At 71.7% G+C, this 25,076-nt stretch carries 24 protein-coding genes and 1 riboswitch; of the genes, 19 read left to right on the forward strand and 5 right to left on the reverse strand.

The genetic code is table 11. The features are described from left to right. Positions 1-62 precede the first annotated feature (62 nt). Complete coding sequence (locus AB0C38_RS09390; RefSeq protein ID WP_360669136.1) at positions 63-497, reverse strand: OsmC family peroxiredoxin; 435 nt, start codon at positions 495-497, stop codon at positions 63-65. Next, positions 484-942 (reverse strand): MarR family transcriptional regulator, encoded by a 459-nt coding sequence (locus tag AB0C38_RS09395; protein WP_360669139.1) that lies wholly within the window; start codon positions 940-942, stop codon positions 484-486. The genes AB0C38_RS09390 and AB0C38_RS09395 overlap by 14 nt, the downstream gene beginning before the upstream one ends. A gap of 81 nt (positions 943-1,023) precedes the next feature. On the opposite strand from AB0C38_RS09395, the gene AB0C38_RS09400 reads away from it, so the two are divergent. Then, positions 1,024-1,530, forward strand: a complete 507-nt coding sequence (locus AB0C38_RS09400) for a DinB family protein (protein WP_360669142.1) — start codon at positions 1,024-1,026, stop codon at positions 1,528-1,530. On the opposite strand, the gene AB0C38_RS09405 is transcribed toward AB0C38_RS09400, so the two are convergent. Continuing rightward, complete coding sequence (locus AB0C38_RS09405; protein WP_360669951.1) at positions 1,517-2,287, reverse strand: DUF1295 domain-containing protein; 771 nt, start codon at positions 2,285-2,287, stop codon at positions 1,517-1,519. The two genes, AB0C38_RS09400 and AB0C38_RS09405, sit on opposite strands and share 14 nt — an antisense overlap. Next, positions 2,287-3,558, reverse strand: coding sequence for a cyclopropane-fatty-acyl-phospholipid synthase family protein (locus AB0C38_RS09410; protein WP_360669145.1), 1,272 nt, complete (start codon positions 3,556-3,558; stop codon positions 2,287-2,289). Before AB0C38_RS09410 ends, AB0C38_RS09405 begins: the two co-directional genes overlap by 1 nt. Positions 3,559-3,640: 82 nt before the next feature. Here AB0C38_RS09410 and AB0C38_RS09415 point away from each other — a divergent pair, with 82 nt between their 5' ends. The 11 genes from AB0C38_RS09415 to AB0C38_RS09465 all read left to right on the forward strand — a co-directional run bounded on the left by AB0C38_RS09415 (position 3,641) and on the right by AB0C38_RS09465 (position 12,793). Continuing rightward, positions 3,641-4,909 carry an FAD-dependent oxidoreductase gene (locus tag AB0C38_RS09415; RefSeq protein ID WP_360669148.1) on the forward strand — a complete coding sequence of 423 codons (1,269 nt, stop codon included), beginning with the start codon at positions 3,641-3,643 and terminating at the stop codon, positions 4,907-4,909. After that, complete coding sequence (locus AB0C38_RS09420; protein WP_360669954.1) at positions 4,903-5,637, forward strand: DUF1365 domain-containing protein; 735 nt, start codon at positions 4,903-4,905, stop codon at positions 5,635-5,637. The genes AB0C38_RS09415 and AB0C38_RS09420 overlap by 7 nt, the downstream gene beginning before the upstream one ends. Beyond that, complete coding sequence (gene sigK / locus AB0C38_RS09425; RefSeq protein WP_360669151.1) at positions 5,630-6,244, forward strand: ECF RNA polymerase sigma factor SigK; 615 nt, start codon at positions 5,630-5,632, stop codon at positions 6,242-6,244. Before AB0C38_RS09420 ends, sigK begins: the two co-directional genes overlap by 8 nt. Positions 6,245-6,255: 11 nt before the next feature. After that, positions 6,256-7,008, forward strand: coding sequence for an anti-sigma factor (locus AB0C38_RS09430; RefSeq protein WP_360669956.1), 753 nt, complete (start codon positions 6,256-6,258; stop codon positions 7,006-7,008). A 242-nt stretch (positions 7,009-7,250) separates the two neighbouring features. Next, a complete protein-coding gene (ftsZ, locus tag AB0C38_RS09435; RefSeq protein ID WP_360669154.1) occupies positions 7,251-8,558 on the forward strand; it encodes a cell division protein FtsZ in 1,308 nt (435 codons plus the stop codon). A gap of 84 nt (positions 8,559-8,642) precedes the next feature. Continuing rightward, positions 8,643-9,347: a peptidoglycan editing factor PgeF gene (gene pgeF, locus AB0C38_RS09440; protein WP_360669157.1), complete on the forward strand. Its 705-nt coding sequence runs from the start codon at positions 8,643-8,645 to the stop codon at positions 9,345-9,347. After that, a complete protein-coding gene (locus tag AB0C38_RS09445; protein ID WP_360669160.1) occupies positions 9,344-10,075 on the forward strand; it encodes a YggS family pyridoxal phosphate-dependent enzyme in 732 nt (243 codons plus the stop codon). Before pgeF ends, AB0C38_RS09445 begins: the two co-directional genes overlap by 4 nt. 97 nt (positions 10,076-10,172) lie before the next feature. Then, on the forward strand, positions 10,173-10,769 hold the full coding sequence (gene sepF, locus AB0C38_RS09450; protein ID WP_360669163.1) for a cell division protein SepF: 597 nt from the start codon (positions 10,173-10,175) through the stop codon (positions 10,767-10,769). A gap of 115 nt (positions 10,770-10,884) precedes the next feature. After that, on the forward strand, positions 10,885-11,160 hold the full coding sequence (locus AB0C38_RS09455) for a YggT family protein (protein WP_072477845.1): 276 nt from the start codon (positions 10,885-10,887) through the stop codon (positions 11,158-11,160). Positions 11,161-11,212: 52 nt separating this feature from the next. Then, positions 11,213-12,061: a DivIVA domain-containing protein gene (locus AB0C38_RS09460; RefSeq protein ID WP_360669166.1), complete on the forward strand. Its 849-nt coding sequence runs from the start codon at positions 11,213-11,215 to the stop codon at positions 12,059-12,061. A gap of 126 nt (positions 12,062-12,187) precedes the next feature. Then, a complete protein-coding gene (locus AB0C38_RS09465) occupies positions 12,188-12,793 on the forward strand; it encodes a hypothetical protein (protein ID WP_360669168.1) in 606 nt (201 codons plus the stop codon). Between the two features lie 35 nt (positions 12,794-12,828). On the opposite strand, the gene AB0C38_RS09470 is transcribed toward AB0C38_RS09465, so the two are convergent. Next, entirely contained in the window at positions 12,829-13,575 is a 747-nt protein-coding gene (locus tag AB0C38_RS09470; RefSeq protein WP_360669171.1) for a metalloregulator ArsR/SmtB family transcription factor, read from the reverse strand. Between the two features lie 64 nt (positions 13,576-13,639). On the opposite strand from AB0C38_RS09470, the gene AB0C38_RS09475 reads away from it, so the two are divergent. The 7 genes from AB0C38_RS09475 to AB0C38_RS09505 all read left to right on the forward strand — a co-directional run bounded on the left by AB0C38_RS09475 (position 13,640) and on the right by AB0C38_RS09505 (position 25,036). Further along, a complete protein-coding gene (locus tag AB0C38_RS09475) occupies positions 13,640-14,971 on the forward strand; it encodes an MFS transporter (RefSeq protein ID WP_360669174.1) in 1,332 nt (443 codons plus the stop codon). Between the two features lie 239 nt (positions 14,972-15,210). After that, positions 15,211-18,378: an isoleucine--tRNA ligase gene (gene ileS, locus AB0C38_RS09480; protein WP_360669177.1), complete on the forward strand. Its 3,168-nt coding sequence runs from the start codon at positions 15,211-15,213 to the stop codon at positions 18,376-18,378. A 76-nt stretch (positions 18,379-18,454) separates the two neighbouring features. Next, entirely contained in the window at positions 18,455-20,077 is a 1,623-nt protein-coding gene (locus AB0C38_RS09485) for a penicillin-binding transpeptidase domain-containing protein (RefSeq protein WP_360669180.1), read from the forward strand. A 197-nt stretch (positions 20,078-20,274) separates the two neighbouring features. Continuing rightward, the gene (locus tag AB0C38_RS09490) at positions 20,275-20,958 is read left to right on the forward strand and encodes a helix-turn-helix domain-containing protein (RefSeq protein WP_360669183.1); all 684 of its coding nucleotides are present in this window, start codon (positions 20,275-20,277) and stop codon (positions 20,956-20,958) included. A gap of 95 nt (positions 20,959-21,053) precedes the next feature. Continuing rightward, positions 21,054-22,532 carry a potassium/proton antiporter gene (locus AB0C38_RS09495; protein WP_360669186.1) on the forward strand — a complete coding sequence of 493 codons (1,479 nt, stop codon included), beginning with the start codon at positions 21,054-21,056 and terminating at the stop codon, positions 22,530-22,532. A gap of 224 nt (positions 22,533-22,756) precedes the next feature. Beyond that, positions 22,757-23,413: a M23 family metallopeptidase gene (locus tag AB0C38_RS09500; RefSeq protein WP_360669189.1), complete on the forward strand. Its 657-nt coding sequence runs from the start codon at positions 22,757-22,759 to the stop codon at positions 23,411-23,413. A gap of 82 nt (positions 23,414-23,495) precedes the next feature. Continuing rightward, positions 23,496-23,610: riboswitch (SAM riboswitch) on the forward strand. Positions 23,611-23,647: 37 nt separating this feature from the next. Next, complete coding sequence (locus AB0C38_RS09505; RefSeq protein ID WP_360669192.1) at positions 23,648-25,036, forward strand: aminotransferase class V-fold PLP-dependent enzyme; 1,389 nt, start codon at positions 23,648-23,650, stop codon at positions 25,034-25,036. Positions 25,037-25,076: the final 40 nt, after the last annotated feature.

Raw genomic sequence — 25,076 nt, forward strand, 5'->3', positions numbered from 1 at the left:
CGCACCCAAGGCGGCCTTCGGTGCGTGAGACGCAACCAAGGCCGCCTTGGGGCGCTGGGGACTCAGCTGAGGGCCGCGTCCATCGTGATCGTCGTGCCGGCCAGGGCCTTCGACACCGGGCACGTCTTCTCGGCCGTCTCCGCGTACTCCGCGAACTGCTCGGCGCTCACGCCGGGCAGGGACGCGCGCAGCGTGATCGCGATGCCGCTGATCTCGAAGCCGCCGCCGGCTGCCGGGCCGAGGGTCACCTCCGCGCTCACGTCGATCGAGTCCGCCGTCAGCTGCTGGGCCTCCAGCACGCCCGACAGGTTCATCGCCAGGCACGACGAGTGCGCCGCCGCGATGAGCTCCTCGGGGCTCGTCTGGCCGTCCGGGCTGCCCGCGCGGGTCGGGAACGAGACGGAGAACGTGCCGGCGTTGGACGAGTCCAGGGTGACCTCGCCCGTCCCCTTCTGCAGTCCGCCGGTCCAGTGGGTGGTCGCGTCACGGCTGGGCATCAAAGCCTCCAGATGAGTACGAAGCGGCCGACGCTGTCAGCCGCCGCAGGGTGTCGATGAGCTGTCGCCGCTCGGTGTCGTCGAGGCCGAGCGCGCAGCCGATGGCCGACGGGACGCCCGCCGCGCGGGTGCGCAGGGAACGGCCCTCCTCGGTCAGGCTGATCACCACGGTGCGCTCGTCCGCGGGCAGGCGCGCCCGCGTCAGCAGCCCGTTGGCCTCGAGTCGTTTGAGCAGCGGGGAAAGCGTGCCGTAGTCCAGGTGCAGCGCCTCGCCGATCTCCTTGACCGGCCGGGCGTCGGACTCCCACAGCACCAGCAGCACCAGGTACTGCGGGTAGGTGAGCCCCAGTTCGCCGAGCAGGGGACGGTACGTGTCCGTCACCGCGCGCGACGCCGCGTAGAGCGCGAAGCAGGTTTGCTCGTCCAACAGGAACTCATCCGGCACGCCCGTAAACCTAGCCCACGATTACATCGTGCGCAAGGTAATCCGGAAAACCTGTCGGTGGTGCCTGGCAGACTCCCGGACATGACCGAACGACCGCAGCGCCCGAACGTCCCGCTCACCGGCGGGGAGTCCGAGATCCTCACCGCGATGCTCGACTACCACCGCGCCACCGTCGCCTGGAAGAGCCAAGGGCTCACCGGAGACCAGGTCCGGCAGGTGCACCTGCCGAGCGAGTTGACGACCATCGCCGGCCTGCTCGCCCACCTCACGCTGAACGAGTGGTTCTGGTTCGCCGTGGTCGTCGACGGCGAAGAGGACACCTGGGAGGCGAAGCTCGAGCAGGACCCGGACGCGGAGTTCCGGATCCCGCCCGAGACGACACTGGCCCAGCTGCTCGCCGGCTACGAAACCCAGTGCGCCCGCAGCCGCGAGATCGTCGCGAAGCACGAGCTGGACGACGAAGTGACGCACAAGGACGAGACCTTCAACGTCCGCTGGGTCCTCACGCACATGATCGAGGAGACCGCCCGGCACGTCGGCCACCTCGACGTGCTGCGCGAGCTGACCGACGGGCTCACCGGGGAGTGACCTTCTTGGGCGGCAGGGGGAAGAAGCCGCTGGTCCGCTCGACGTAGTGTGCGTACGCCGGGCGGGTCTTCGCCATTCCCTTCTCCAGCATGGGTTTCCCCGTGCCGCGAGCCAGGGTGAACGTCATCGCGATGGGGGAGAGGATGGTCGCCGCGCCCGGCCACGTCGAGCAGGCCAGCAGATAGAGGCCCCACCACACGCACGCGTCGCCGAAGTAGTTCGGGTGCCGCGTGTAGCGCCACAACCCCGTGTCGAGCACCTTGCCCTTGTTCGACGGGTCGGCCTTGAACCGGCGCAGCTGGTCGTCGCCGACGGTCTCGAACGCGAAGCCGACCAGCCACACGAGTACGCCGAGCCAGCCCAGTGCGCCGATCCCGGTGCCGTACCCGGCGAACTGCACCGGGAGCGAGACGAAGTACAGCACCAGACCCTGGAACAGGTAGACACGCACGAAGATCCGGAGCGGATCCTGCCGCATCCGCGCGTACCGCGGGTCTTCGGGCAGCTTGTGGTTGCGCAGGTGCAGGTGCACGGAGAGCCGCACACCCCAGACCACGGTCAGCACCGTGACGACCAGCCGCAGGGACAGCGGCCCGTCACCGAACGGGAACGCGGCGGCCGCGACGATCGCGAAGCCGAGCCCCCAGAACGTGTCCACCGTGTCGTACCGCTTGCGTGCCCGCGCGATCCCGAAAGTCACCACCACCGCGACGAGCGTGACGCCGGCGGTGACCAGCAGCGTGCCGCCGAGGGGCATCAGTTCCACTCCCGCGTCGCCGGCATGCCGCTGCCGCCGTGCTCGTCGGGCCGCACGCTCAGGATCTGGTCCACGCCCATCCGGTTCTCCTCGAACGCCAGTGCCCCACCGACCAGGTAGAGCCGCCAGACCCGCGCACCCGTCTCGCCGATCAGCGCGACGACGTCGGCCCAGTTCTCCTCCAGGGTGTCGGCCCAGGCCCGGACCGTCCAGACGTAGTGCTCGCGCATCGCGTGCACGTCCCGGACCTCGAGGCCGGCCGACTCGAGGTGGCCGACCGTCCGGCCCACCGGCCGCATCGTCATGTCGGGGGCGATGTAGCGCTCGATGAACGCGCCGCCGCCGGGCGCGACGTTGCCGCGGGACATCTGCTGGATGAGCACCCGCCCGCCGGGCTTCACCATGCGGTGCAGCGTCGCGGTGTAGGCCGGGTAGTTGACCTCGCCGACGTGCTCGCCCATCTCGATCGACGCGACCGCGTCGAACGGCGCGTCCGGCAGCTCGCGGTAGTCCTGGCGGCGCACCTCGACGCGGTCTTCGAGGTCGTGCTGGGCGAGCCGGCCGCGGATGTGCTGCAGCTGCTCGGCCGAGAGCGTGATGCCGACGGCGTGCACGCCGTGGTGCTTGGCCGCGTGGACCAGCAGCGAGCCCCAGCCGCAGCCGACGTCGAGCAGCCGCATGCCCGGTCGCAGGCCCAGCTTGCGGCAGATCATCTCGAGCTTGTCGGACTGTGCCTCCGCCAGGCCGTAGCCGGGCTCGTCGGAGGTGAAGTACGCGCTGGAGTAGGCCATCGAGTCGTCCAGCAGCAGCTGGTAGAAGGCGTTGCCCAGGTCGTAGTGGTGGGCGATGGCGGACTTGTCGCGCAGCAGGCTGTGCAGCTTGCCCGTCAGCCGGGCTTCTTCGACGGGCGGCTTCGGCGGCAGGCCGACGACCCCCAGTCGAGCGGCGAGGGAGACGGCTTCGGCCCAGTCGCGCGGGCCGATCTTCACTCGATTGAGCTCACCCGTGCGGGTGAGGGCCCAGATCCGGCGGAAGCCGTCCGTCAGGTCTCCCTCGACGTCGAGGTCACCGGTCACGTAGGCGCGGGCGAGCCCCAGCTCGCCGGGTGCGTAGAGCAGGCGGCGCAGGGCGCGGCGGTTGCGGAGGACGACAGTGGGCGCGTCCACTGGGCCGGCGCGGGTTCCGTCCCAGGTCCGCAAGCCCACGGGGAGCTGCCCGCCGAGGAGCTTTTCGGCGAACGAGGCGAGGCGGTGCGCGGTGCTGTTCGGCATGTCCGGGATTCGCTCCGTCCGGCGTGGTGGATTGGTGCCGCGTCCATCCAATCCACATCCGGCGCGGCGGCGAAGTACCGGTGTGGAGATCACGGGAGAACGCATCGCCGTCATCGGCAGCGGGGTGGCCGGACTGACTGCTGCCTACTTGCTGCAACGCAAGCACGAGGTCCTGCTGTTCGAGTCCGACGACCGGCTCGGCGGGCACGCGCACACCCACGACGTGCCCAGCGCCCACGGCGGCACCATCGGCGTGGACTCGGGCTTCATCGTCCACAACGAGCGCACCTACCCGACGCTGCTGAAGCTGTTCGGGGAGCTCGGCGTGCGCACCCGCGACACCGAGATGTCGATGAGCATCCGGTGCGACGGCTGCGGCCTGCAGTACGCCGGCGCGAAGGGGCTGCCCGGGCTGTTCGCCCAGCGCGGCAACCTCGCGCGGCCCCGCTACCTGCGCATGCTCAGCGAGGTGAAACGGTTCCACCGGCACGCGAAGCGGCTGCTGGAGGCGAAGGAAGCCGGCGACGTCACGCTCGGCGCGTTCCTCGCCATCGGCGGCTACACCCGCTACTTCGTCGACCACTTCATGCTGCCGCTGGTCTCGACGGTCTGGTCGGCGGACCGCAGCGACACGCTGCGCTACCCGGCGCGCTACCTGTTCGAGTTCCTCCGCAACCACGGGATGCTGAGCGTCAAGAACTCGCCGTCCTGGCGGACCGTCGTCGGCGGGTCCCGCGAATACGTCGAACGCGCGGCCAAGCAGCTCACCGCCGTCCACCTCTCGACGCCCGTGCGGTCAGTGCTGCGGACCGCCCGCGGCGTCGAAATCCGTGACGACGCCGACACCCCGCACCGGGTGGACCGGGTCGTCGTCGCGACGCACGCCGACCAGGCGCTGTCCCTGCTGGCCAACCCGACCGCCGCCGAGCGCGACGTGCTCGGCGCGTTCCGCTACTCCGAGAACGAAGCCTGGCTGCACACCGACACCAGCGTGCTGCCGTCGCTGGCCGACGCCCGCGCGGGCTGGAACTACCGGGCCCCCGTGTGCGGCGCCCCGACCGGCGCGGTCCAGGTCAGCTACGACATGAACCGCCTGATGCGGCTGGACGAGCCGACCGGCTACGTCGTCACGCTCAACCCCGGTGACGGTCCCGGCAAGGACGCGCTGGTCGCGAAGATGCGCTACGAGCACCCGGTCTACACCCCGGAAGCCGTTGCGGCGCAACGACGGCTGCCCGAGCTCAACGACGGCGTGCTCGCCTACGCCGGCGCCTACCACGGCTGGGGCTTCCACGAGGACGGCTGCTCTTCGGGGGCCCGCGCCGCCGAAAGCCTGGGGGTCGCCTGGTGACGAACGCGCTCTACGACGCCACGGTCGCGCACATGCGGCGGATCGACCCGCCGCACTCCTTCGCGCACCGCGTGTACCTGTGGCTCGTCGACCTCGACGCGCCGCCGCGGCTGCCGTGGTGGGCGCGCCCGTTCGCCCGGTTCGACGACCGCGACCACTTCGTCGCCGGCGACCCGCGGGGGATCCGGGAGAAGCTCGACTCGTGGCTCGCCGAACGCGGGGTCGACCTGCGCGGCGGCAAGGTCGTGATGCTGGCCGCCGCGCGCGTGCTCGGATACGTGTTCAACCCGATCAGCGTCTACTGGTGCCACGACGACGGCGGCCGGCTCGCCTGCGTCGTCGCCGAGGTGCACAACACCTACGGCGGCCGGCACGCCTACCTGCTGCACCCCGACGAGGCCGGCCGCGCCCGCGCGGACAAGCAGTTCTACGTCTCGCCGTTCCAGGAGATGGACGGCGAGTACCGGATGCGCCTGCCCCACCCGGAAGCGTTGCTCGACCTCACCGTGGCGTTGCGCCGCGGGACCTCGACGCCACTGGTCGCTACGCTTCGGGGTGTTCGCCGCCCGGTGAACCCGCGGTGGCTGGTCCGGCTCGTGCTGGCCCGGCCGCTGCTCCCGCAGCGGGTGTCCGCGCTGATCCGCCGCCACGGCGTCGCGTTGTGGCTGCGGAAGGCCGCGGTCGTGCCGCGCACGCCGCAGAACGCCGGAGGACAGCTGCATGGATGAGCCGGCCCGCCCGCGCCCCGTGGCGTCAGTACCTTCCGAGCCCTCCGGCGCCCCCGCGGCGCCGACCGCCGAGGAGCTGATGGTGCGTGTCGCGAAGGGCGACGAGCGGGCCTTCGAGCTGCTCTACGACCAGTTCGCCGGGCCGATCTTCGGGCTCGTGCGGCGGATCGTGCGTGACGCCGCCCAGTCCGAAGAGGTCGCCCAGGAGGTGCTCGTCGAGCTCTGGCGCACCGCGACGCGGTACGCGCCCGAGAAGGGCTCGGCGCTGAACTGGGCGATGACCCTGGCGCACCGCCGGGCCGTCGACCGCGTCCGCTCGGCGCGCGCCAGCACCGAGCGGGAGCAGAAGGCGACCTTCGAAGCCGCCCGCGGCCGGCCGTTCGACGAGGTCGCCGAGTCCGTCACCGCGCGGCTCGAACGCTCCCAGGTGCGCAAGTGCCTGTCCTTCCTGACCGATCTGCAGCGCGAGTCCGTGCTGCTCGCCTACTACCAGGGCTATACGTATCGCGAGGTGGCCGAAGTGCTGTCGACGCCGCAAGGAACCATCAAGACGCGGCTGCGGGACGGCTTGATCCGCCTGCGGGACTGCTTGGGGGTGACCGCGTGAGCACTCCCGAGATGCACACCCTGGCGGGCGCGTTCGCGCTCGACGCGGTGTCCGACCTCGAGCGGGCGGAGTTCAGCCGCCACCTCGAGCAGTGCGAGTCGTGCGCGCAGGAGGTCGCCGAGCTGCGCGCGACCGCGGCCCGGCTGGGCGCGGCGATGGCCGAGGAGCCGCCGCCGGAGTTCAAGGACCGCGTCCTGGCCGCCATGCACGCCACGCGTCAGCTGCCGCCGCGGACCCGGCCGGTCGCCGAACGGCACCGCCGCTCGGGGCGGGCCCCGCGCTGGGCGGTCGTCGTGACGGCCGCGGCCGCCGTCGCCGGCCTCGCCGCGGGCGGGGTGTTCGGCGGGATCGCGCTGACCCAGCAGCAGGAGCTGCAGACCGCACAGACCCGGCTCGACCAGGCGAAGCAGCGCTACGAGCCGGTGGCGGCGCTGCTCGCCGCGCCGGACGCGAAAACCGCGCACGGCGAGGCGCCCACCGGCGGCGGCGTGACGGTCATCCTGTCGAAGTCCCTGAACCGCGTGATGGTGATGGACGCCGGGCTGCCGGCGCAGCCGGGCGGGAAGGTGTACGAAGCCTGGCTGATCACCGGCTCGGCCGCGCCGCGGTCGGCGGGCGTGATCGCCGCTTCCGGCGACGGTGGCCTGGTCGTGGCGGACGGCATCGGGTCCACCGACCACCTCGCGGTGAGCCTGGAACAGGCCGGCGGATCGCCCAGCGGGGCGCCCACGGACGTGCTCATGAGCATGCCCGTGCCCGCCTGATCCCACGCCATAGCAGACGGGGCCGGAGGGGTGCTCGCGGCTCCCAGGTCTTGCGCGCTCGAACGTGTTGTGGCAAAACACCTTTGCGACACACGGCGTGCCTACTGGATTAGAGCCTGCCTGGTGCCTACCGTCCTGCCTAACGTCGGCAGTTGACATAACTCTCAATCTGGGGTTTAGGTTGAGAGTTGATCACCGGCCGGCGGGCTGTACGGGCACAACGATCAGGAAGGCGGACTTCGATGACGCCCCCGCACAACTACCTTGCGGTGATCAAGGTGGTCGGCATCGGCGGTGGCGGCGTGAACGCCGTGAACCGCATGATCGAGGTCGGCCTCAAAGGCGTCGAGTTCATCGCGGTGAACACCGACGCCCAAGCACTGCTCATGTCCGACGCCGATGTCAAGCTGGACATCGGCCGCGAGCTGACCCGTGGCCTCGGCGCGGGCGCCGCCCCCGAGGTCGGCCAGAAGGCCGCCGAAGACCACCGTGAAGAGATCGAAGAGGTCATCAAGGGCGCCGACATGGTGTTCGTGACGGCCGGTGAAGGCGGCGGCACGGGTACCGGCGGCGCGCCGGTCGTGGCGCAGATCGCCCGCAAGCTGGGCGCGCTGACCATCGGCGTCGTGACCCGGCCGTTCACCTTCGAGGGCAAGCGCCGCGGCAAGCAGGCCGAGGACGGCATCCAGTCGCTGCGCAACGAGTGCGACACCCTCATCGTGATCCCGAACGACCGGCTGCTGCAGCTCGGCGACATCGGCGTGTCGCTGATGGACGCGTTCCGCTCCGCGGACGAGGTGCTGCTGTCCGGTGTCCAGGGCATCACCGACCTGATCACCACCCCGGGCCTGATCAACCTGGACTTCGCCGACGTCAAGAGCGTCATGTCCGGTGCGGGCTCCGCCCTGATGGGTATAGGGAGCGCACGCGGTGAAGGCAGGGCCATCCAGGCCGCGGAGAAGGCGATCAACTCGCCGCTCCTCGAAGCCTCCATGGATGGTGCGCACGGCGCACTGCTTTCGATCGCGGGTGGTTCGGATCTGGGCCTGTTCGAAATCAACGAGGCTGCATCGCTGGTGCAGGAGTCCGCGCACCCGGACGCCAACATCATCTTCGGCACGATCATCGACGACTCCCTCGGCGACGAGGTCCGCGTCACGGTGATCGCCGCCGGGTTCGACGCCGGCGCGCCGACGCACAAGAAGCTCGACCCGTCGACGTTCGGCTCCGGCTCGCGCTCGGGCGGGACCACCGCGTCGGCCTCGGCCGGCCAGGTCTCGCACCCGCCGAGCCCGCAGTCGGGCGCCACCCCGGTGCCGTCGGCCGGCAGCTCCGGCTACCCGGTCGCGCCGCCGCGGTCGCACTCGCCGCTGCCCTCGGCCACGGGGAACCAGTCTTCGGGCGGGCTCCCGCAGCCGGGCGGCGGTTCGCGCGGCTACTCGCCGATGGGCTCCAACGCGACCCAGGGCAGCCTGCCCGGGCGCGCGATGCCGGTGCACGACGACCCGTCGGACGACGAGGTCGACGTCCCGCCGTTCATGCGGCGCTGACGACACACTGTGGTCCGTGAAGGCCACCTTGAGGGACTCTGAGTCCCTCAAGGTGGCCTTCACGGCGTTTGGGAGGATGACGGCATGCGGGTTCGGCGAGTGGTCACGACCAGGGCGGGCGGCGCGTCCCGGCCGCCGTACGACACGTTCAACCTGGGCGACCACGTCGGTGACGACGAGGGCAACGTCTACGCGAACCGCAAGCGCCTCGCCGCCGAGCTGGGCCTGGCCGAAGACAAGCTGGCCTGGATGGAACAGGTCCACGGCCGCACGGCGGCCACTGTGGACGGCTCCGAGACCCAGGCCGCCGAGGCGACCGACGCGCTCGTGACCGCGACGCCCGGCGTCGCGCTCGTCGTGCTCGTCGCCGACTGCGTCCCCATCCTGCTGGCCGACGCCGAAGCCGGAGTGGTCTCGGCGGTGCACGCGGGGCGCGTCGGCACGCGGGTCGGCGTCGTCCCGGCGGCGGTCGCCGCGATGCGCGAAGCGGGCGCCGAGCCGCACCGGATCGAAGCGCTGCTCGGCCCGGCCATCTGCGGCGACTGCTACGAAGTGCCGGCCGAAATGGCCGCCGACGTCGAGAAACACGTTCCCGGCAGCGCCTGCAAAACCCGTAAGGGGACGCCCGGGCTCGACCTGCGCGCCGGGCTCTGGCGGCAGCTCGCGGACCTGGGTGTCGGCAAGATCGGCGTCGACCCGCGGTGCACGAACGAGGACAAGACGCTCTTCAGCTACCGCCGCGACGGGACCACCGGGCGGATCGCCGGGATCACCTGGATCGAAGGATGACCGCCGATCGCAAGGCCGAGCTGGCCGCGAACCTCGCCGAGGTCGAAGAGCGGATCGCCGCCGCGTGCCGCGCCGCCGGCCGGGCGCGCGAGGAGGTCCGGCTGGTCGCGGTCACCAAGACGTTCCCCGCCTCGGACGCCGCGCTGCTGGCCGACCTCGGTGTCACCGACGTCGGCGAGAACCGCGACCAGGACGCCGGGCCGAAGGCGGCCGAAGTCGCCGAGCTCCGGCCGGACGCGACGCTGCGCTGGCACATGGTCGGCCGGCTGCAGCGGAACAAGGCGCGGTCCGTGGTCGGGTGGGCACAGGAAGTGCAGTCCCTCGACTCGGCCCGGCTCGCCGACGCGCTCGCGAAGGCCGTGCGTGCGGCTCGCGACGCCCAGATACGTGACGAACCCCTCGACGTGCTGATCCAGGCGAGCCTCGACGAAGACCCCGGGCGCGGTGGCTGCCCGCTCGACGAGCTCGGCGCGCTCGCCGAGCTTGTCACTCACATGGGTGAACTGCGGCTTCGCGGCCTGATGGCCGTCGCACCCCTCGGCGCGGACCCGGCGGCGGCCTTCGAACGGCTCTCACTGGCCGGTGAGCGGCTCCGCAAAGATCACCCGAATGCCGCAGAAGTCTCTGCCGGGATGAGCCATGATCTCGAGCAGGCGATCACGCACGGCTCGACCTGTGTGCGTGTCGGAACCGCGTTGCTCGGCGGACGCGGTTTAGCCTCGCCGTAGGGAGCTCGCGCGGTCGTCACGTTTAGTGGCCGCCCGTGCGGGGCACTGACGGCGTGGAGAAGCGTTGGTGCGGGAGCGGCTAGGGCTAGGGAGAGGCATGAGCGCGCTGCAGAAGCTGAAGGCCTACTTCGGGATGGTGCCCGCGGACGACGACGGCTATGAGGCCGAGGACGACTACCGGCGCGGTTACGACGACGACTACGACTCCTACGAGGAGCCGGCGCCGCGGTCGTCCCGCTCACGGTACCGCGACGTCGACGACACTTACGACGAGCCCGTCAGCCGCAGCCGGTCACGCTCCGTGGCGTCAGCCGAGCCCGCCGTCCACGGTGCGCTGGCGATGGACCGGCAGCCGGAGCCGGTGGCCCGCCTGCGCCCGGTCACCGAGCCGGCGCGCCCGCCGCTGCGTGACCCGCTGAGCCGGATCACGACCCTGCACCCGACGAGCTACGTGGAGGCGCGCGCCATCGGCGAGCACTACCGCGAGGGCATCCCGGTGATCATCAACCTCACCGAGATGGAGAACGCGGACGCCAAGCGGCTCGTCGACTTCGCCGCCGGGCTGGCGTTCGCGCTGCGCGGGTCGATGGACAAGGTGACCAACAAGGTGTTCCTTCTCTCACCGCCCGATGTGGACGTCACGGCGGAAGACCGCCGGCGGATTGCCGAGGGCGGATTGTTCCTGCGCGGGTGAAGTCGCGCTGACCGCTGAGCGCAAGCAGACGTGATTTTGTCGACCCGATGCCGCGTCGACCCCCTCAACTGCGTCTTCTGCGAGGACGCCCGGTTAGAGTAGGTACGTGGAAGCTGTGTGGCTGGTCGTCTGGTACGTGCTGTTCGCCTTTTGGCTGCTGCTGACGGCGCGGATCGTGATCGAACTCGTCCGGACTTTTGCGCGTGAGTGGCATCCGGCCGGGGGGGTTGCGGTGACGCTCGAGACCATCTACACAGTGACGGACCCGCCGGTTCGTCTGTTCAGACGAATCATTCCGATGGTTCGAATCGGCGGCGTCGGACTGGACTTGTCGATTATGGTGCTGCTGTTGGTTGTGTTCTTCGCGATGCAACTGGCGACTCCAAGTTGATCGGGGAAACTTGGGTGGACCCTGCAGGCCATGGAGTGCGTGAGGTGATCTGATGTCGTTGACCCCCGCTGACGTGCATAACGTCGCGTTCAGCAAGCCGCCCATCGGCAAGAGGGGCTACAACGAGGACGAGGTGGACGCGTTCCTCGACCTGGTGGAGACCGAGCTGGCCCGCTTGATCGAGGACAACAACGAGCTGCGCCAGCAGATGGAGCAGCTCGACGCCGAGCTCGAGTCGACTCGTGGCGAGCTCGACAGCGCCAAATCCGCGCCACCCCCGATGCGCGAAGAGCCGTCCCGGCGCCTCGCGCCGGTGCCGCCGCCGCAGTCCGCCATGGAGCAGACGCAGGCGCACTCGATGGTCGGCGACAGCACGGAGCCGAACGTGCAGGCGGCCAAGGTCCTCGGGCTCGCCCAGGAGATGGCCGACCGGCTGACCGCCGAGGCGAAGACCGAGTCCGACGGGATGCTGGCCGAGGCCCGCACCAAGTCCGAGCAGCTGCTCTCGGACGCGCGGGCGAAGTCCGACTCGATGGTGAACGAGGCCCGGACCCGCGTCGACACGATGCTGAACGACGCGCGGACCCGGGCGGAGACCTTGGAGCGCCAGGCGCGCGACAAGGCGACCACGCTGGAGCGCGAGTCCCAGCGGAAGTACACCGAGACGATGAACAGCCTGAACTCCGAGAAGGGCGGGCTGGGCAAGAAGATCGAAGAGCTGCGCACGATCGAGCGGGAGTACCGCACCCGGTTGCGCGGGTTCCTCGAGTCCCAGCTGCGCGAGCTCGACGACCGCGGCTCCGCGGCACCGGCCTCGGCCTCCTCGAACTCCGGGCAGTCGTCCGGTTCGTCGGGCGGCGGCCAGGGCTACTCGTTCGGCCCGCGGGCCGAGGCCGGCTGAGTAATTTCCTTCCGGGCCCACCCCGCCGGCACGAGCCGGCGGGGTGGGCCACGGTTCGGAGTCGATCCGGTACCGCACGTGGGCGGGTCGACCGACGATCTTGCCCCGTTCGTGCTGTAATTCAGCGTGCTTTACATCGTGCTGGTCCTGGTACTGGCGGCTCTGGGGTTGCTCGTCTCCGCGCTCATCACCGCTTCTTCGCTGTGGGCGTGGGTTTCCATCGGCCTCTCGGTGCTGGCCGGGCTGATCCTGGTCGCCGACTGGCTGCGCCGCCGGCGTCGCTCGTCGGCACGCCCCGAGCCCGCGCCCGAAGAACCGGCCGCCGAAGAGCCCGTCTCCGAGGAACCGCCGGCCGAAGAGCACCCGGCGGAAGAGCGCCCGGTCGAGGAAGAACAGACCGTCCTCATCCCGGCCGCCGGTGACCTGGGGGATCCGGCCGACACGCCCGAGCCCGACGAGCCGGTGGTGGCGGAAACCCAGCCCGAGCCGGAGCCCGAAGCCGAGACCGACCCGGGCGAGGAAGAGACCTCGGATGCCGACATCGCCATCCTGGCCGACCTCGAGGACGAGGTCGTGGTCGTCGACGAGCACCCGCGCTACCACCTGACGACCTGCGTCTGGCTGGGCGCCCGCGACCGGATCCCGATCGGTATCGGCGAGGCCCGTCAGCTCGGCTTCACTCCCTGTGACCGCTGCTGCCCCGACGCGAACCTGGTGGCCGCCCACCGCTAGACGACGACACGCGAGCCAGACGCGACGACACGCCGTCAGGCGGCGAGGTCCGCCAGACCCAGATGCGTGTCCAGGGCCCGCGCTCCGTCCGGCGTCAGCCGCAGGGCGCGCTGCGCCTGGCCGCGCCGCCGCACCCAGCCCGCGTCCACGAACCTCGTCGCGACGGCCGCGCCCAGCGCGCCCGCCAGGTGGTGGCGCTGCTCACTCCAGTCCAAACAGAACTTCAGCAGCGGACGGCGCCCGGCCGCGGCCGCGTCGAGATCCACGCCGAGCGAGCCGAACACTTCGGTCGCATGAGGACCCAGCGTGTACGGGTGTTCGCGCAGGGGAGCCGAAATCCGGTCGTCCGGACGCCGCCGCGTGTCCGCCGCCCCGGCCAGCGCGCCGCGCGCGAGCAGCGCCGACGTCACGGCCACCCCGAGCCGGCCCGCGAGGTGGTCGTAGCACGTCCTGGCCGTGCGCAAGGCCTCGGCGCGCGTGCCTTCGCGCAAGGACGACACCGGCTGGGACGGCGAGAACCGCGCCAGCGTCTCCATCAGCTCGGCCGGGTCCGGGCCGGCCAGCCGGTAGAACCGGTGCCGCCCCGACTTCTCGGCGACGACCAGGCCCGCCGCCCGCATCTTCGCCAGGTGCGCGCTGACACCCGGCGCGGACAGCCGGGCCTCGGCCGCCAGCACGGACGCCGCCAGCGCCCGGCCGTCGGCGAGCGCGATCAGCACGCGGACCCGCGCCGGGTCCGCGAACAGCGCCGCGGTGCGGGCGATGTCGGCGTCACCTTCCATGCCTCCAGGATGCCCCCGGCACACTTCCACCGCGACGGAAGCGTCCGCGCGGTCCACTGGGGACATGCGTTCCGCCCTCATCGTCACCATGTGCGCCGGCATGTTCCTCGTGCAGCTGGACGTCACGGTCGTCAACGTCGCCCTGCCCGCCATCGGCGCGGACCTGCACGGCGGCCTCGCGGCGCAGCAGTGGGTGGTGGACGGCTACTCCGTCGTCCTGGCCGCGCTGCTGCTCACCGGCGGCGCGCTCGGTGACGTCTTCGGTCACCGCCGGGTCGTCCTCGCGGGCTTCGCGGTCTTCGCCGCGGCGTCGGCGGCGTGCGGGCTCGCCGGGGCGGCGTCGTGGCTCGTGGCCGCCCGGGCCGCGCAGGGGCTGGGCGCCGCGTTGCTGCTGCCCGGCACGCTCGCCGTGATCACGAACGCCTACCCGGGACACGCCGAGCGCGCGCGGGCCCTCGGCGTCTGGGCCGGGGTGTCGGCCCTGGCGCTGGCGGCGGGCCCGGTGCTCGGCGGCGCGGTCGTGTCGGCGGCGGGCTGGCGGCCGGTGTTCTGGCTCAACGTCCCGATCGTGCTGGTGGCCGCCCTCGCGACCCGGCGGCTCGTGCCGCGCGGCGACCGCGCGCCCGGCCGGCGGGTCGACGTCGCCGGCGTCGTCACCGCCGCGCCCGCCCTCGGCGCCGGCGTCTACGCGGTCATCGGCGGCAGCGTGGTGGCCGCGGTGGTGGCGGTCGTCGCGTTGGCGGCGTTCCTGGCCGTGGAACGCCGCTCTCCGGACCCCATGCTGCCCCTCGACGTCGCCCGGCGGACGCTGGGCGCGAACTTCGTCGCAGCCTCGATGAACTTCGCCGGCATCGGCGCGATCCTCGTGCTGACGCTGTACCTGCAAGGCATGCGCCACGCGTCGCCGCTGACCGCAGGGCTCGAGGTGCTGCCGCTGTTCGGGCCGCTGTCGGTGCTGGCGCCGGTCGCGGGCCGGCTGACCGGCCGCTTCGGGCCGCGCCCGCTGATGGTCGCCGGGCTGGCGCTGGGCGCGCTCGGCATGCTGAACCTGGTGCGGCTCAACGGGAACAGCGGCTACCCGGACCTCCTGCCGACGCTGCTCGGGCTCGGCGTCGGGATGGGCCTGCTGACAGCGGCGGTGGTGACGGCCGCGGTCGGCGGCATCCCGCCCGGGTGCGCCGGCGTCGCCAGTGGCATCAACAACACCGCCCGGCAGGCCGGCGGCGCGCTCGGTGTCGCGGTGCTCGGCGCGGTCGTGGGCGAGCCGGGCGCGGGGTTCCTCGGTGGCCTGCACGCGGCCGGCCTGATCGCGGGCGCCTTGTGGCTGGTGGCGATCGGCGTGACGGTGGCCGGGGTACGTGCCCCTCGTGACAACCGGGTTGCGCGGGCCGGTTAACCTGGTAACCAGCAAGGCGTCGATCCGGCCATCACCGGGGAGCCTCCGGAAGAACCGAGCTTCGGCTCTCAGTAGAACCGGACGGGTGCGGCCCGTGACAGCCGTCGAACGAGCGGCCCGGTGCACTCTGCCGGGCAAGCGGGGTGGTACCGCGGTGCGCCGCCAAGGCGTTTCGTCCCCGTGTGGGTGACCGGAAACCCGGTTGTCCGTACGAGAGCGACGAACCGAGGAGCACCGGGATGTACCCCCAGGCCAAGCTCGACGACAGCGCGGGTGTGCCGTCGCAGCCGTCCTTCCCCGAGCTGGAGAAGCAGGTCCTCGCCTACTGGGAGACGGACCGGACGTTCCAGGCATCCATCGACGCGCGCTCCGCCGGCGAAAACGGCGACAACGAGTACGTCTTCTACGACGGCCCGCCGTTCGCCAACGGCCTGCCGCACTACGGCCACCTGCTCACCGGGTACGTCAAGGACCTGGTGCCGCGCTACCAGACGATGAAGGGCCGCAAGGTCGAGCGCCGCTTCGGCTGGGACACCCACGGCCTGCCCGCCGAGCTCGAAGCGATGCGCCAGCTCGGCATCACCGAGACGTCCGAGATCGAAGAGATGGGCATCGCGAAGTTCAACGCCGCTTCGCAGGAGTCCGTCCTCCGCTACACCGACGAGTGGCGCGACTACGTCACCCGCCAGGCCCGCTGGGTCGACTTCGACAACGACTACAAGACCCTCGACGTCACCTACATGGAGTCGGTGCTCTGGGCGTTCAAACGCCTGTGGGACAAGGGACTCGTCTACGAGGGCTACCGCGTCCTGCCCTACTGCTGGCGCGACGCGACGCCGCTGTCCAACCACGAGCTGGGCATGGACGCCGACGTCTACCGCAACCGGCAGGACCCGGCCGTCACGGTCGGCTTCCGGCTGGAGGGCAACGGCAACGAGCTCGACGGCACCTACCTGCTGATCTGGACGACCACGCCGTGGACGCTCCCGTCGAACCTCGCGACGGCCGTGCACCCCGAGGTGCCGTACGTCGTCGTCGAGAGCGAGAACCTCCCCGGCAAGCGGTTCCTGCTCGCCGAGGCGCGGGTGGCCGCGTACGAGCGTGAGCTCGGCGAGGAGCCGGCGGTCGTCGCGCGCTACACGGGTGAGCAGCTGCTCGGAACCCGTTACGCGCCACCGTTCCCGTACTTCACCGACACCGAGAACGCGCACCGGGTCCTCGCCGCCGACTACGTCACCACCGATGACGGCACCGGGATCGTCCACATCGCCCCCGCCTACGGCGCCGACGACAAGGTGGTCACCGACGCCGCCGGCATCCCGCCGGTCACGCCGGTCGACGCGCACGGCAAGTTCGACGCCACCGTGCCCGACTACGAGGGCCAGCAGGTCTTCGACGCCAACCCGAACATCGTCCGGGACCTCAAGAACGGCACGGGTTCGGCCGGGCAGCAGGGTTCCGTGCTGCTGCGGCACGAGACCTACGACCACTCCTACCCGCACTGCTGGCGCTGCCGGAACCCGCTGATCTACCGCGCGGTTTCGTCGTGGTTCGTCGCGGTGACGCAGTTCAAGGACCGGATGGTCGAGCTGAACCAGCAGATCACCTGGTACCCGGAGAACGTCAAGGACGGCCAGTTCGGGAAGTGGCTGGAGAACGCGATCGACTGGTCGATCTCCCGCAACCGCTACTTCGGCACGCCGATCCCGGTGTGGCAGTCCGACGACCCGGCGTACCCGCGCACCGACGTCTACGGCTCGCTCGACGAGCTGGAGGCCGACTTCGGCGTGCGGCTGGACAACCTGCACCGGCCCTACATCGACGAGCTGACCCGGCCGAACCCGGACGACCCCACGGGCGCGTCCACCATGCGCCGGGTCCCGGACGTCCTCGACGTCTGGTTCGACTCGGGCTCGATGCCCTACGCCCAGGTGCACTACCCGTTCGAGAACGCCGAGTGGTTCGAGCACCACTACCCGAGCGACTTCATCGTCGAGTACATCGGGCAGACCCGCGGCTGGTTCTACCTGCTGCACGTGCTCGCGACGGCGCTGTTCGACCGGCCGGCGTTCCGCGCCTGCGTCGCGCACGGCATCGTGCTGGGCTCGGACGGCGCGAAGATGTCGAAGTCGCTGCGCAACTACCCGGACGTCAACGACGTGTTCGAGCGCGACGGCTCCGACGCCATGCGCTGGTACCTGATGGCGAGCCCGATCCTGCGCGGCGGCAACCTGGTCGTCACCGACAAGGGCATCCGCGACGCCGTCCGCCAGGCCGTGCTGCCGCTGTGGAACTCGTACTACTTCCTCGCGCTGTACGCGAACGCCGAGGGTGTGGAAGGCAAGTGGCGCACGGATTCGCCGAACGTGCTCGACCGGTACGTCCTGGCGAAGACGCACGAGCTGGTCACCGACGTCGAGTACGCGATGGACAGCTACGACGTCGCGGGCGCGTGCCAGACCGTGCGGGACTTCCTGGAGACGCTGACGAACTGGTACGTCCGGCGCTCCCGCGACCGCTTCTGGGCGGGCGACAAGGACGCGATCGACACGCTGCACACCGTGCTCGAGGTGACGTCGCGGGTCGCGGCGCCGCTGCTGCCGCTGACCACCGAGGTCGTCTGGCGCGGGCTCACCGGCGGCCGCTCGGTGCACCTCACCGACTGGCCGAACGCGCTCGACCTGCCCGCCGACGCGGCGCTCGTCACCGCGATGGACCGGGTGCGGCAGGTGGCGTCGTCGGCGCTGTCGCTGCGCAAGAGCAACAAGCTGCGCGTGCGGCTGCCGCTGTCTTCGCTGGTCGTGGCGGCCGGCGACGCCGAGTCGATGGCGCCGTTCGCCGACATCCTGCGCGACGAGGTGAACGTCAAGGCGGTCGAGCTGACCACCGACGTCGCCGCGCACGGCGGGTTCGAGGTCGCGGTCAACGCTCGCGCCGCCGGCCCGCGCCTGGGCAAGGACGTCCAGACCGTGATCAAGGCCGTCAAGGCGGGTGACTGGTCGCTGCAGGGCGACACCGTCGTCGCGGCCGGGATCTCGCTGCGGGAAGGCGAGTTCGAGCGGCGGCTGGTCGCCAAGGGCGGCGGCGCGGCGGCGGAGCTGCCCGGTGGGTCCGGGCTGGTCCTGATCGACACCGAGGTGACGCCGGAGCTGGCGGCCGAGGGCCTGGTCCGCGACCTGGTCCGGGTCGTGCAGCAGGCGCGCCGCGACGCCGGGCTGGACGTCGCCGACCGGATCTCGCTGACCGTCGATGCGCCTGCCGACGTCGTCGAAGCGGCTCGGACGCACCAGGAGTTCCTGGCGTCGGAGACGCTGGCGACGTCGGTGACCCACGCCCCGGTGGCCGACGGCTCCGCCGGCACGGTCGGCGACGGCACGAAGGTGACGGTCTCGGTCGCAAAGGCCTGACGCCCGCCGCGGGTGGCCGGTAAGATCGGCCGGCCACCCGCGGCGGTGGCGTTCCTTGGGGGAGGGGTACGCGGAAATGAGTCCTGCCAAGAGACGCGGCGTCCTGATCGGCGGCGCGCTGCTCGTGGTCGTGGTCGTGGTGGCGGCGTTCTTCGTGCTGAACGGCGGGGGAGCGACGCCGGAAGCGGAGGCCGGGGCCACGAGCGTCGAAAGCCCGGGCGCCCTCGACCCGCACTCGGCGATCACCGAGTACCTGCAGGATCTTGCCGAGAACAACACCGACGCGGCGAGCCGGCTGACCGACGCCGCCCCGGCGGCCGCGGTCGCCCTGCGGGACGCGCGGAACACGCTGAACCCGTCGTCGATGACGGCCAAGCTGACGGTCCTGCAGCCGACCCCGGCCGGGGGGACGCAGACGGGCGGGACGTTCAGCCTGGCGTGGGCGCTGAAGCCGGGGAAGGTCTGGACCTACGACGTGCCGTTCCAGCTGGTCCAGACCGGCGGGAAGTGGCTCGTGCACTGGGCGCCGTCGCTGCTGCACCCGAAGCTGGAGGCGGGCCAGCGGCTCGTGGTCAGCACGGCCGTGCAGGACACGACGGCCGTGGCCGACCGCGACGGCAAGCCGCTGCTCATCAGCGGGTCCGCCGGCCTGCGCGCGGTCGAAGGCGACCCGGCGCCGCTGCTGCGTTCGGCGCTCGGGGGACAGGTCACGGCGGCGGCCGGCGGCGGCTTCGCCGTCGAGCGCGTCGACACCGGTGGCAAGAACGTGGAGACGCTGTTCGGGAAGGCCGACGGCGAGGCCAAGACGCTGACGTCGAGCCTGAGCCTGGCCGCGCAGAGCTCCGCGCAGGCCGCGGTGAACAGCTACCAGGGCTCGGCGATGCTGGTCGCGCTCGACACCGGTTCGGGCGACATCCTGGCCGTCGCGCAGAACGCGGCCGCCGGGAACGCACCGAAGGCGCTGCACGGCCTGTACGAGCCGGGTTCGTCGTTCAAGATCGCGACGTCGGTCGCCGCGGTCCAGCAGAGCGGCCTGAACGCTGCCTCGCCGGTCGACTGCCCCGGCGTCGCGACCATCGGGACGCGGACGGTCAAGAACGAGGGCTTCGAGCTGGGCGCGACGAACCTGCAGACGGCGTTCGCGCGGTCCTGCAACACGACGTTCGGGCAGCTCGCGCTGGCCCTGCCCGCCAACGGGCTGCAGAAGGCGGCCGACGAGCTGGGCCTCAACGCCGACTACGAGATCCCGGGGATCGACACCGAGCTGGGCAAGGTGGAGCCCGCGGCGAGCAAGGACGAGCAGGTCGAGGACGGGTTCGGCCAGGGCCGGATCCAGGCGAGCTGCCTCGGCGGCGCGCTGATGGCGGCCACGGTCGCGTCCGGCAAAGCGATCACGCCGCGGCTGTGGCACGACCTCGAGACGACGGTCGTCAAGGGTTATTCGCCGCCGCCGGCGTCGGTGCTCGGCCAGGTGCGGAAGATGATGCGCGCGGTGGTGACCAGCGGAACCGGTCGTGGTGCCGCGGGCGCGGGCGAGGTGTTCGGCAAGACGGGCACGGCCCAGTTCGGCGACGGCTCGGACGCCACCGGCTGGTTCGTCGGGTACCGCGGGAACGTCGCGTTCGCGGTGGTCCTGGAGGACTCGAACGACTCGGGCCCGGCGGTCACCCTGGCCGCGAAGTTCCTGAAGGCCCTCTAGCCCCCCCGTACCCGGAGGGTCGGTTCGCGTACCCAGGGAGTCGGCTCACGTACCCAGAGGGTCGGCTCACGAGCCGACCGTCCAGGTACGCGAGCCGACCCTTCAGGTACGCGAGCCGACCGTCCAGGTACGTGAGCCGACCGTCCGGGTACCTCGCTTCGGCCGCGGGCGAAGGGTGGCCGCCGTACCGTGGTCGCATGGAGACGATCGCTCTCGCCGAGGTCGCCGCGGTGCTGGCCGACCCGAGCCGCGCCACCATGTGCCTCGCCCTGCTGGACGGGCGGGCCTGGACCGTCGGCGAGCTGGGCAAGGCCGCCGGGATCGCGCTCTCCACGGCCAGTGAGCACGTCACCCGGCTGGTCGACGCCGGGTTCGTCGTCCGGGTCAAGCAGGGCCGGGCCAGCTACGTCCGGATCGCCGACCCGCGCGTCGCCGAGCTGATCGAGCACCTGGCCCAGCACGCCGAGCACCGGCCGGTGACCGGGCTGAAGTCGTCGCTGCGGGTGAAGCGGCTCGGGTTCGCACGGACCTGCTACGACCACCTCGCCGGCGTGCTCGGCGTCGCCGTCCGCGACGGCATGCTCGCCACCGGCCTCCTCGACACCGCCGACGGGCTGACGCTGACCGGGCGTGGCCGCGAGGTGCTGGCCGGTCTCGGCGTGCCCCTCGCCGCCGGGCGGCGGCCGCTGCTGCGCGACTGTCTGGATTGGACGGAGCGCCGCGACCACCTCGCCGGCGCGCTGCCCGCGGCGCTGCTCGACCGGGCGGTCGAAGCCGGCTGGGTCGGCCGCGACGGGCACCGCGCGGTGAAGATGTTTCCGGCGGCGGAGAAACCCTTCGCCGCACTCGGTGTCGATCTCGCCGCGCTCGGTGGGCCTTAACACACCACGCCCTCGGCGCGCCCCAGCGGTACACGAAGGAGTTAACTCGCCCGCTTCACTATTCTGAGGGCCCACGGCACTCGGAGGGAGGCGGCATGGACCAGCTTCCCGTGCTGCTCGGCGTCGGCGGCGCCGTGCTGCTCGCCTCCGTGCTCGCCGTGCGCGTGTCGATCCGGCTGGGCCTGCCTTCGCTGCTGCTCTACCTCGCGATCGGGGTGCTGCTGGGCGAGGCCGGCTTCGGCATCCGCTTCGACAACCCGGAGCTGACCCAGTCGCTCGGGCTCGCCGCACTCGTCATGATCCTCGCCGAAGGCGGGCTGACGACGCGCTGGTCGGCGGTGAAACCCGCACTGGGCATCGGGATCGCACTGTCCACTGTGGCCGTTGTGGTGAGTGTCGCGGTGACCGGCGCCGCCCTGCACTGGCTGCTGGGCCTCGACTGGCGGTTCGCGCTGCTGTGGGGCGCGGTGCTCGCGTCGACCGACGCGGCCGCGGTGTTCTCGGTGCTGCGCTCGGCCGGGATCGGAAAACGGCTCACCGGAGCGCTGGAACTCGAGTCGGGCATCAACGACGCGCCGGCGTACATCGCCGTCGTGGTGCTGGCCGAAGGCACCACTGTGGACTGGACGCTCCCGCTGCTGGTGGTCTACGAGCTGGGCGCGGGCCTGGCCATCGGGCTCGCCTTCGGCTGGCTCGGCGGGATCGCGCTGCGCCGGGCCGCGCTGCCGGCGACCGGCCTCTACCCGCTGGCCACGGTCGCGGTCTGCGTGGTGGCGTACTCGTCCGGGCAGCTGCTGCACGCGTCCGGGCTGCTCGCCACCTACGTCGCCGCGCTGGTGCTCGGGAACTCGCGGCTGCCGCACCGCTCGGACACGCTGTCGTTCGCCGAAGGGCTCGGCTGGCTGGCGCAGATCGGGCTGTTCGTGCTGCTCGGCCTGTTCGCCTCCCCGGGCCGGGTGCTCGAGGCGGTGGTGCCGGGCCTGGTCGCCGGGGCCGTCGTGCTGCTGCTGGCCCGGCCGATCTCGGTCGTGCTGGCCATGCTGCCGTTCCGGTTGCCGTGGCGGGAACAGGCGTTCCTGTCGTGGGCCGGGCTGCGCGGCGCGGTGCCGATCGTGCTCGCCATGATCCCGCTGTCGCAGGGGGTGCCCGGCGCGCAACGGCTGGTCAACGCGGTGTTCGTGCTGGTCATCGTGCTGACGCTGCTCCAGGGCGCGACGCTCGGGCCGCTCGGGCGGTGGCTCGGGCTGGCGAAGAAGTCCGAGGCGCACGAGATCGAAGTCGACTCCGCGCCGCTGGACGAGCTGGGCGCCGAACTGCTGCAGGTCCGCATCCAGCCCGGGTCGAAGCTGCACGGCGTGTACCTGTCGGAGCTGCGGCTGCCGGTCGGCGCGACGGTCAGCCTGGTCGTGCGCCAAGGCGCCGGCTTCACGCCGCAGAAGACCAGCCGGCTCCAAGAGCACGACCAGCTGCTGGTGGTCACGACCAGCGAGGTCCGCGACACCGTCGAACGCCGGCTCCGCGCGGTGGACCGGGCCGGCCGCCTGGCCCGCTGGAAGGGCGAGTCGGGTCGTTAACCCGTTCGTGGTCGTGGCCGTGCCGTGACCGATCGGACGACTCGGTCGTCGCGGACCTGCTCGTTGTCCGGTCGCTGTCCGGTTCTCGTGCTGACCTGGTGATCTTCTTCCACGAGGGTGAACTCTGCCCGTCAAGATCTTCCCGATGATCCAACCTTTGGCCTACTGTGCGCTCGATCCGGTTAGTTCGAATGGGTGAGCGTTAGGCCAAAGGAGTACGCACGGTGACGAAACTGCACGTTCGTGGGGCGGTTCTGGCCGCCGCGATGACCGCCGCTCTCGGACTGGCCGCCGCGCCGGCCGCGACCGCCGAGGTGGCTCCGTTCCCGGTGCTCGCCCTGCCGTTCAAGGCCGGTCAGCAGGTCTACTCGGCCGGCATCCACTCCGACGACGGCGACACCGGCGTCAAGAACGCCATCGACGTCAGCCCGGCCGACCGCACCGTGCGCGCGCCGCTGGCCGGCACCGTGCACCTGCAGCACTGCGCGGGCGGGGACTGGGTGACCATCGACCACGCCGGCGGCTGGCGGACCGGGTACTACCACATGGAGGGCATCGCGGTCACCGACGGTGAGCACGTCGAGGCCGGGGCCGAGCTCGGCTCGACCGGCAACGCGCTCCCGTGCGGCGGCAGCAGCACCGGCGCCCACGTGCACTTCACGCTCTGGACCCTGCCCGACGCCCCGGCGGCGAACTGGGACGGCGTGGCGTTCGACCGGTTGTCCACGACCGTTGCCGCCGTCAACGGTGAGGCGGTCGACGGGAAGACCATCGGCGGCTGGCTCTTCACCGCGGGAACCGAGCAGTACACCGGCACGGCGACGCACCTCGCCGACCACGCCGTGACGCAGCTGCCGGGCCACTTCCGCGCGAAGCTTTGAGCCTTCACTGTGTGTGAGCGGCGTCTCAGAATGTGAGGCGGGGGTTGGCCGCCGGCGCGATTCTCGGTTACCTTCTGACTCAGGTCATGAGTGCCAGCGCGAAGCCCCGGCTTGCTGGCCGGCAACCCTCCTACCGCGGTGGGGTGCCCCGGGTGAAGACCGGGCCGGTCGCGCCGTGCGACGGGCAAGCGCGGGCCCCTCGTCGGGGTCCCCCGGACCGCCGAGGAGGCACCGATGACTCTCGCCATCGACCGCACCAGCACGACCACCGCCCCGGAAACCGCGCCGGCTGTCTTCGCCGCTCCGGCCGAATCCGCCGGAACCCTTGCCGCACAAAGCGGCCCGGCCGTCGCCGGAGCCTCGCTGCGGGTCCCGCTCGTCACCGGCGAAACCATCGGCTACGCCAACCTCGACCACGCCGCGAGCGCCCCCTGTCTCGAGGCGGTCCGCAGTGCGGTGGACGAGTTCCTGCCCTGGTACGCCAGCGTCCACCGCGGCGCCGGGTTCGCGTCGCAGGTCTCGACCCGTCTCTACGAGCGCACCCGCGACGTCCTGCGCCGCTTCGTCGACGCCCGCCGGACCGACACCGTCGTGTTCACCCGCAACACCACCGACTCCTTCAACCTGCTCGCCCGCAGCCTGCCCCGGCACACGACGGTGATCGTCTTCGACACCGAGCACCACGCCGCGCTGCTGCCGTGGCAGGGGCCGAACGTCCGGCGGATCCCGACCCCGCGCACCCGGCTCGCGGCAGTGTCCGCTGTGGACGAAGCGCTCGCGGATTCCCCGCAGGGGCCCCGGTTGGTCGTGGTCACCGGAGCGTCCAATGTGACCGGTGAGCTGCTGCCGGTGGCGGAGATCGCCGCCGTGGCGCGCAGGCACGGCGCCCGCATCGCGCTCGACGCCGCCCAGCTGGCCCCGCACCGCCGGATCTCGATCAAGGAGCTGGACGTCGACTACGTCGCCGTGTCCGGCCACAAGCTGTACGCGCCCTTCGGTGCGGGCGCGCTGATCGGCCGCGCCGACTGGCTGCGCGCCGCCCGGCCGTACCTCGCCGGTGGTGGCGCGACCAAGCTCGTCACCGAGGACGCGGTGGTCTGGAACACCGGGCCCGAGCGCCACGAAGCCGGCTCGCCCAACACTGTCGGCGTGTACGCGCTCGGCGTCGCGTGCGAGAAGCTGAGCGAGAACTGGGACGCCGTCGTGGCGCACGAGCAGGCGCTGCTCACCCGGCTGCGCAAGGGTTTGGCCGGCATTCCGGGCTGCGCCGAGCTGCGGCTGTTCGACGCGCCGGTCGACCGCGTCGGCACGGTCAGCTTCGTCGTCGACGGCTTCGACCCGGGCTGGCTGGCGGCAGTGCTGTCCGCCGAGTACGGCATCGGCGTGCGCGACGGCGCCTTCTGCGCCCATATCGCGGCCCAGCGCCTCATCGGCATCACCGGCGGCGACGGCCGGCAGGCGGTCCGCGTCAGCCTCGGCCTGGGCAGCACCGAGGAGCACGTCGACCGCGTGGTGCTGGCGCTGCGCCAGATCGTCGCGCGCGGGGCCCGCTGGGAGTACGCGAAGGTCGACGGCCGCTGGGCTCCGGTGGGCGACCCGCGGGAGCTGCCGCCGTTCTGCTGAGCGCGGGCCTCGTAGTCCTGGCGGCGGCGCTATCCTGCCC

The organism is Amycolatopsis sp. NPDC048633, from assembly GCF_040650695.1.
In the GTDB taxonomy this organism is placed as follows: domain Bacteria; phylum Actinomycetota; class Actinomycetes; order Mycobacteriales; family Pseudonocardiaceae; genus Amycolatopsis.

What these genes read in the sequence shown, in the direction of transcription:
- AB0C38_RS09390 (WP_360669136.1), bottom strand. Translation starts at nt 497, where the DNA reads ATGCCCAGCCGTGACGCGACCACCCACTGGACCGGCGGACTGCAGAAG.
- AB0C38_RS09400 (WP_360669142.1), top strand. Translation starts at nt 1,024, where the DNA reads ATGACCGAACGACCGCAGCGCCCGAACGTCCCGCTCACCGGCGGGGAG.
- AB0C38_RS09405 (WP_360669951.1), bottom strand. Translation starts at nt 2,287, where the DNA reads ATGCCCCTCGGCGGCACGCTGCTGGTCACCGCCGGCGTCACGCTCGTC.
- AB0C38_RS09410 (WP_360669145.1), bottom strand. Translation starts at nt 3,558, where the DNA reads ATGCCGAACAGCACCGCGCACCGCCTCGCCTCGTTCGCCGAAAAGCTC.
- sigK (WP_360669151.1), top strand. Translation starts at nt 5,630, where the DNA reads ATGGATGAGCCGGCCCGCCCGCGCCCCGTGGCGTCAGTACCTTCCGAG.
- AB0C38_RS09430 (WP_360669956.1), top strand. Translation starts at nt 6,256, where the DNA reads ATGCACACCCTGGCGGGCGCGTTCGCGCTCGACGCGGTGTCCGACCTC.
- ftsZ (WP_360669154.1), top strand. Translation starts at nt 7,251, where the DNA reads ATGACGCCCCCGCACAACTACCTTGCGGTGATCAAGGTGGTCGGCATC.
- pgeF (WP_360669157.1), top strand. Translation starts at nt 8,643, where the DNA reads ATGCGGGTTCGGCGAGTGGTCACGACCAGGGCGGGCGGCGCGTCCCGG.
- AB0C38_RS09445 (WP_360669160.1), top strand. Translation starts at nt 9,344, where the DNA reads ATGACCGCCGATCGCAAGGCCGAGCTGGCCGCGAACCTCGCCGAGGTC.
- sepF (WP_360669163.1), top strand. Translation starts at nt 10,173, where the DNA reads ATGAGCGCGCTGCAGAAGCTGAAGGCCTACTTCGGGATGGTGCCCGCG.
- AB0C38_RS09460 (WP_360669166.1), top strand. Translation starts at nt 11,213, where the DNA reads ATGTCGTTGACCCCCGCTGACGTGCATAACGTCGCGTTCAGCAAGCCG.
- AB0C38_RS09470 (WP_360669171.1), bottom strand. Translation starts at nt 13,575, where the DNA reads ATGGAAGGTGACGCCGACATCGCCCGCACCGCGGCGCTGTTCGCGGAC.
- AB0C38_RS09475 (WP_360669174.1), top strand. Translation starts at nt 13,640, where the DNA reads ATGCGTTCCGCCCTCATCGTCACCATGTGCGCCGGCATGTTCCTCGTG.
- ileS (WP_360669177.1), top strand. Translation starts at nt 15,211, where the DNA reads ATGTACCCCCAGGCCAAGCTCGACGACAGCGCGGGTGTGCCGTCGCAG.
- AB0C38_RS09485 (WP_360669180.1), top strand. Translation starts at nt 18,455, where the DNA reads ATGAGTCCTGCCAAGAGACGCGGCGTCCTGATCGGCGGCGCGCTGCTC.
- AB0C38_RS09490 (WP_360669183.1), top strand. Translation starts at nt 20,275, where the DNA reads ATGGAGACGATCGCTCTCGCCGAGGTCGCCGCGGTGCTGGCCGACCCG.
- AB0C38_RS09495 (WP_360669186.1), top strand. Translation starts at nt 21,054, where the DNA reads ATGGACCAGCTTCCCGTGCTGCTCGGCGTCGGCGGCGCCGTGCTGCTC.
- AB0C38_RS09505 (WP_360669192.1), top strand. Translation starts at nt 23,648, where the DNA reads ATGACTCTCGCCATCGACCGCACCAGCACGACCACCGCCCCGGAAACC.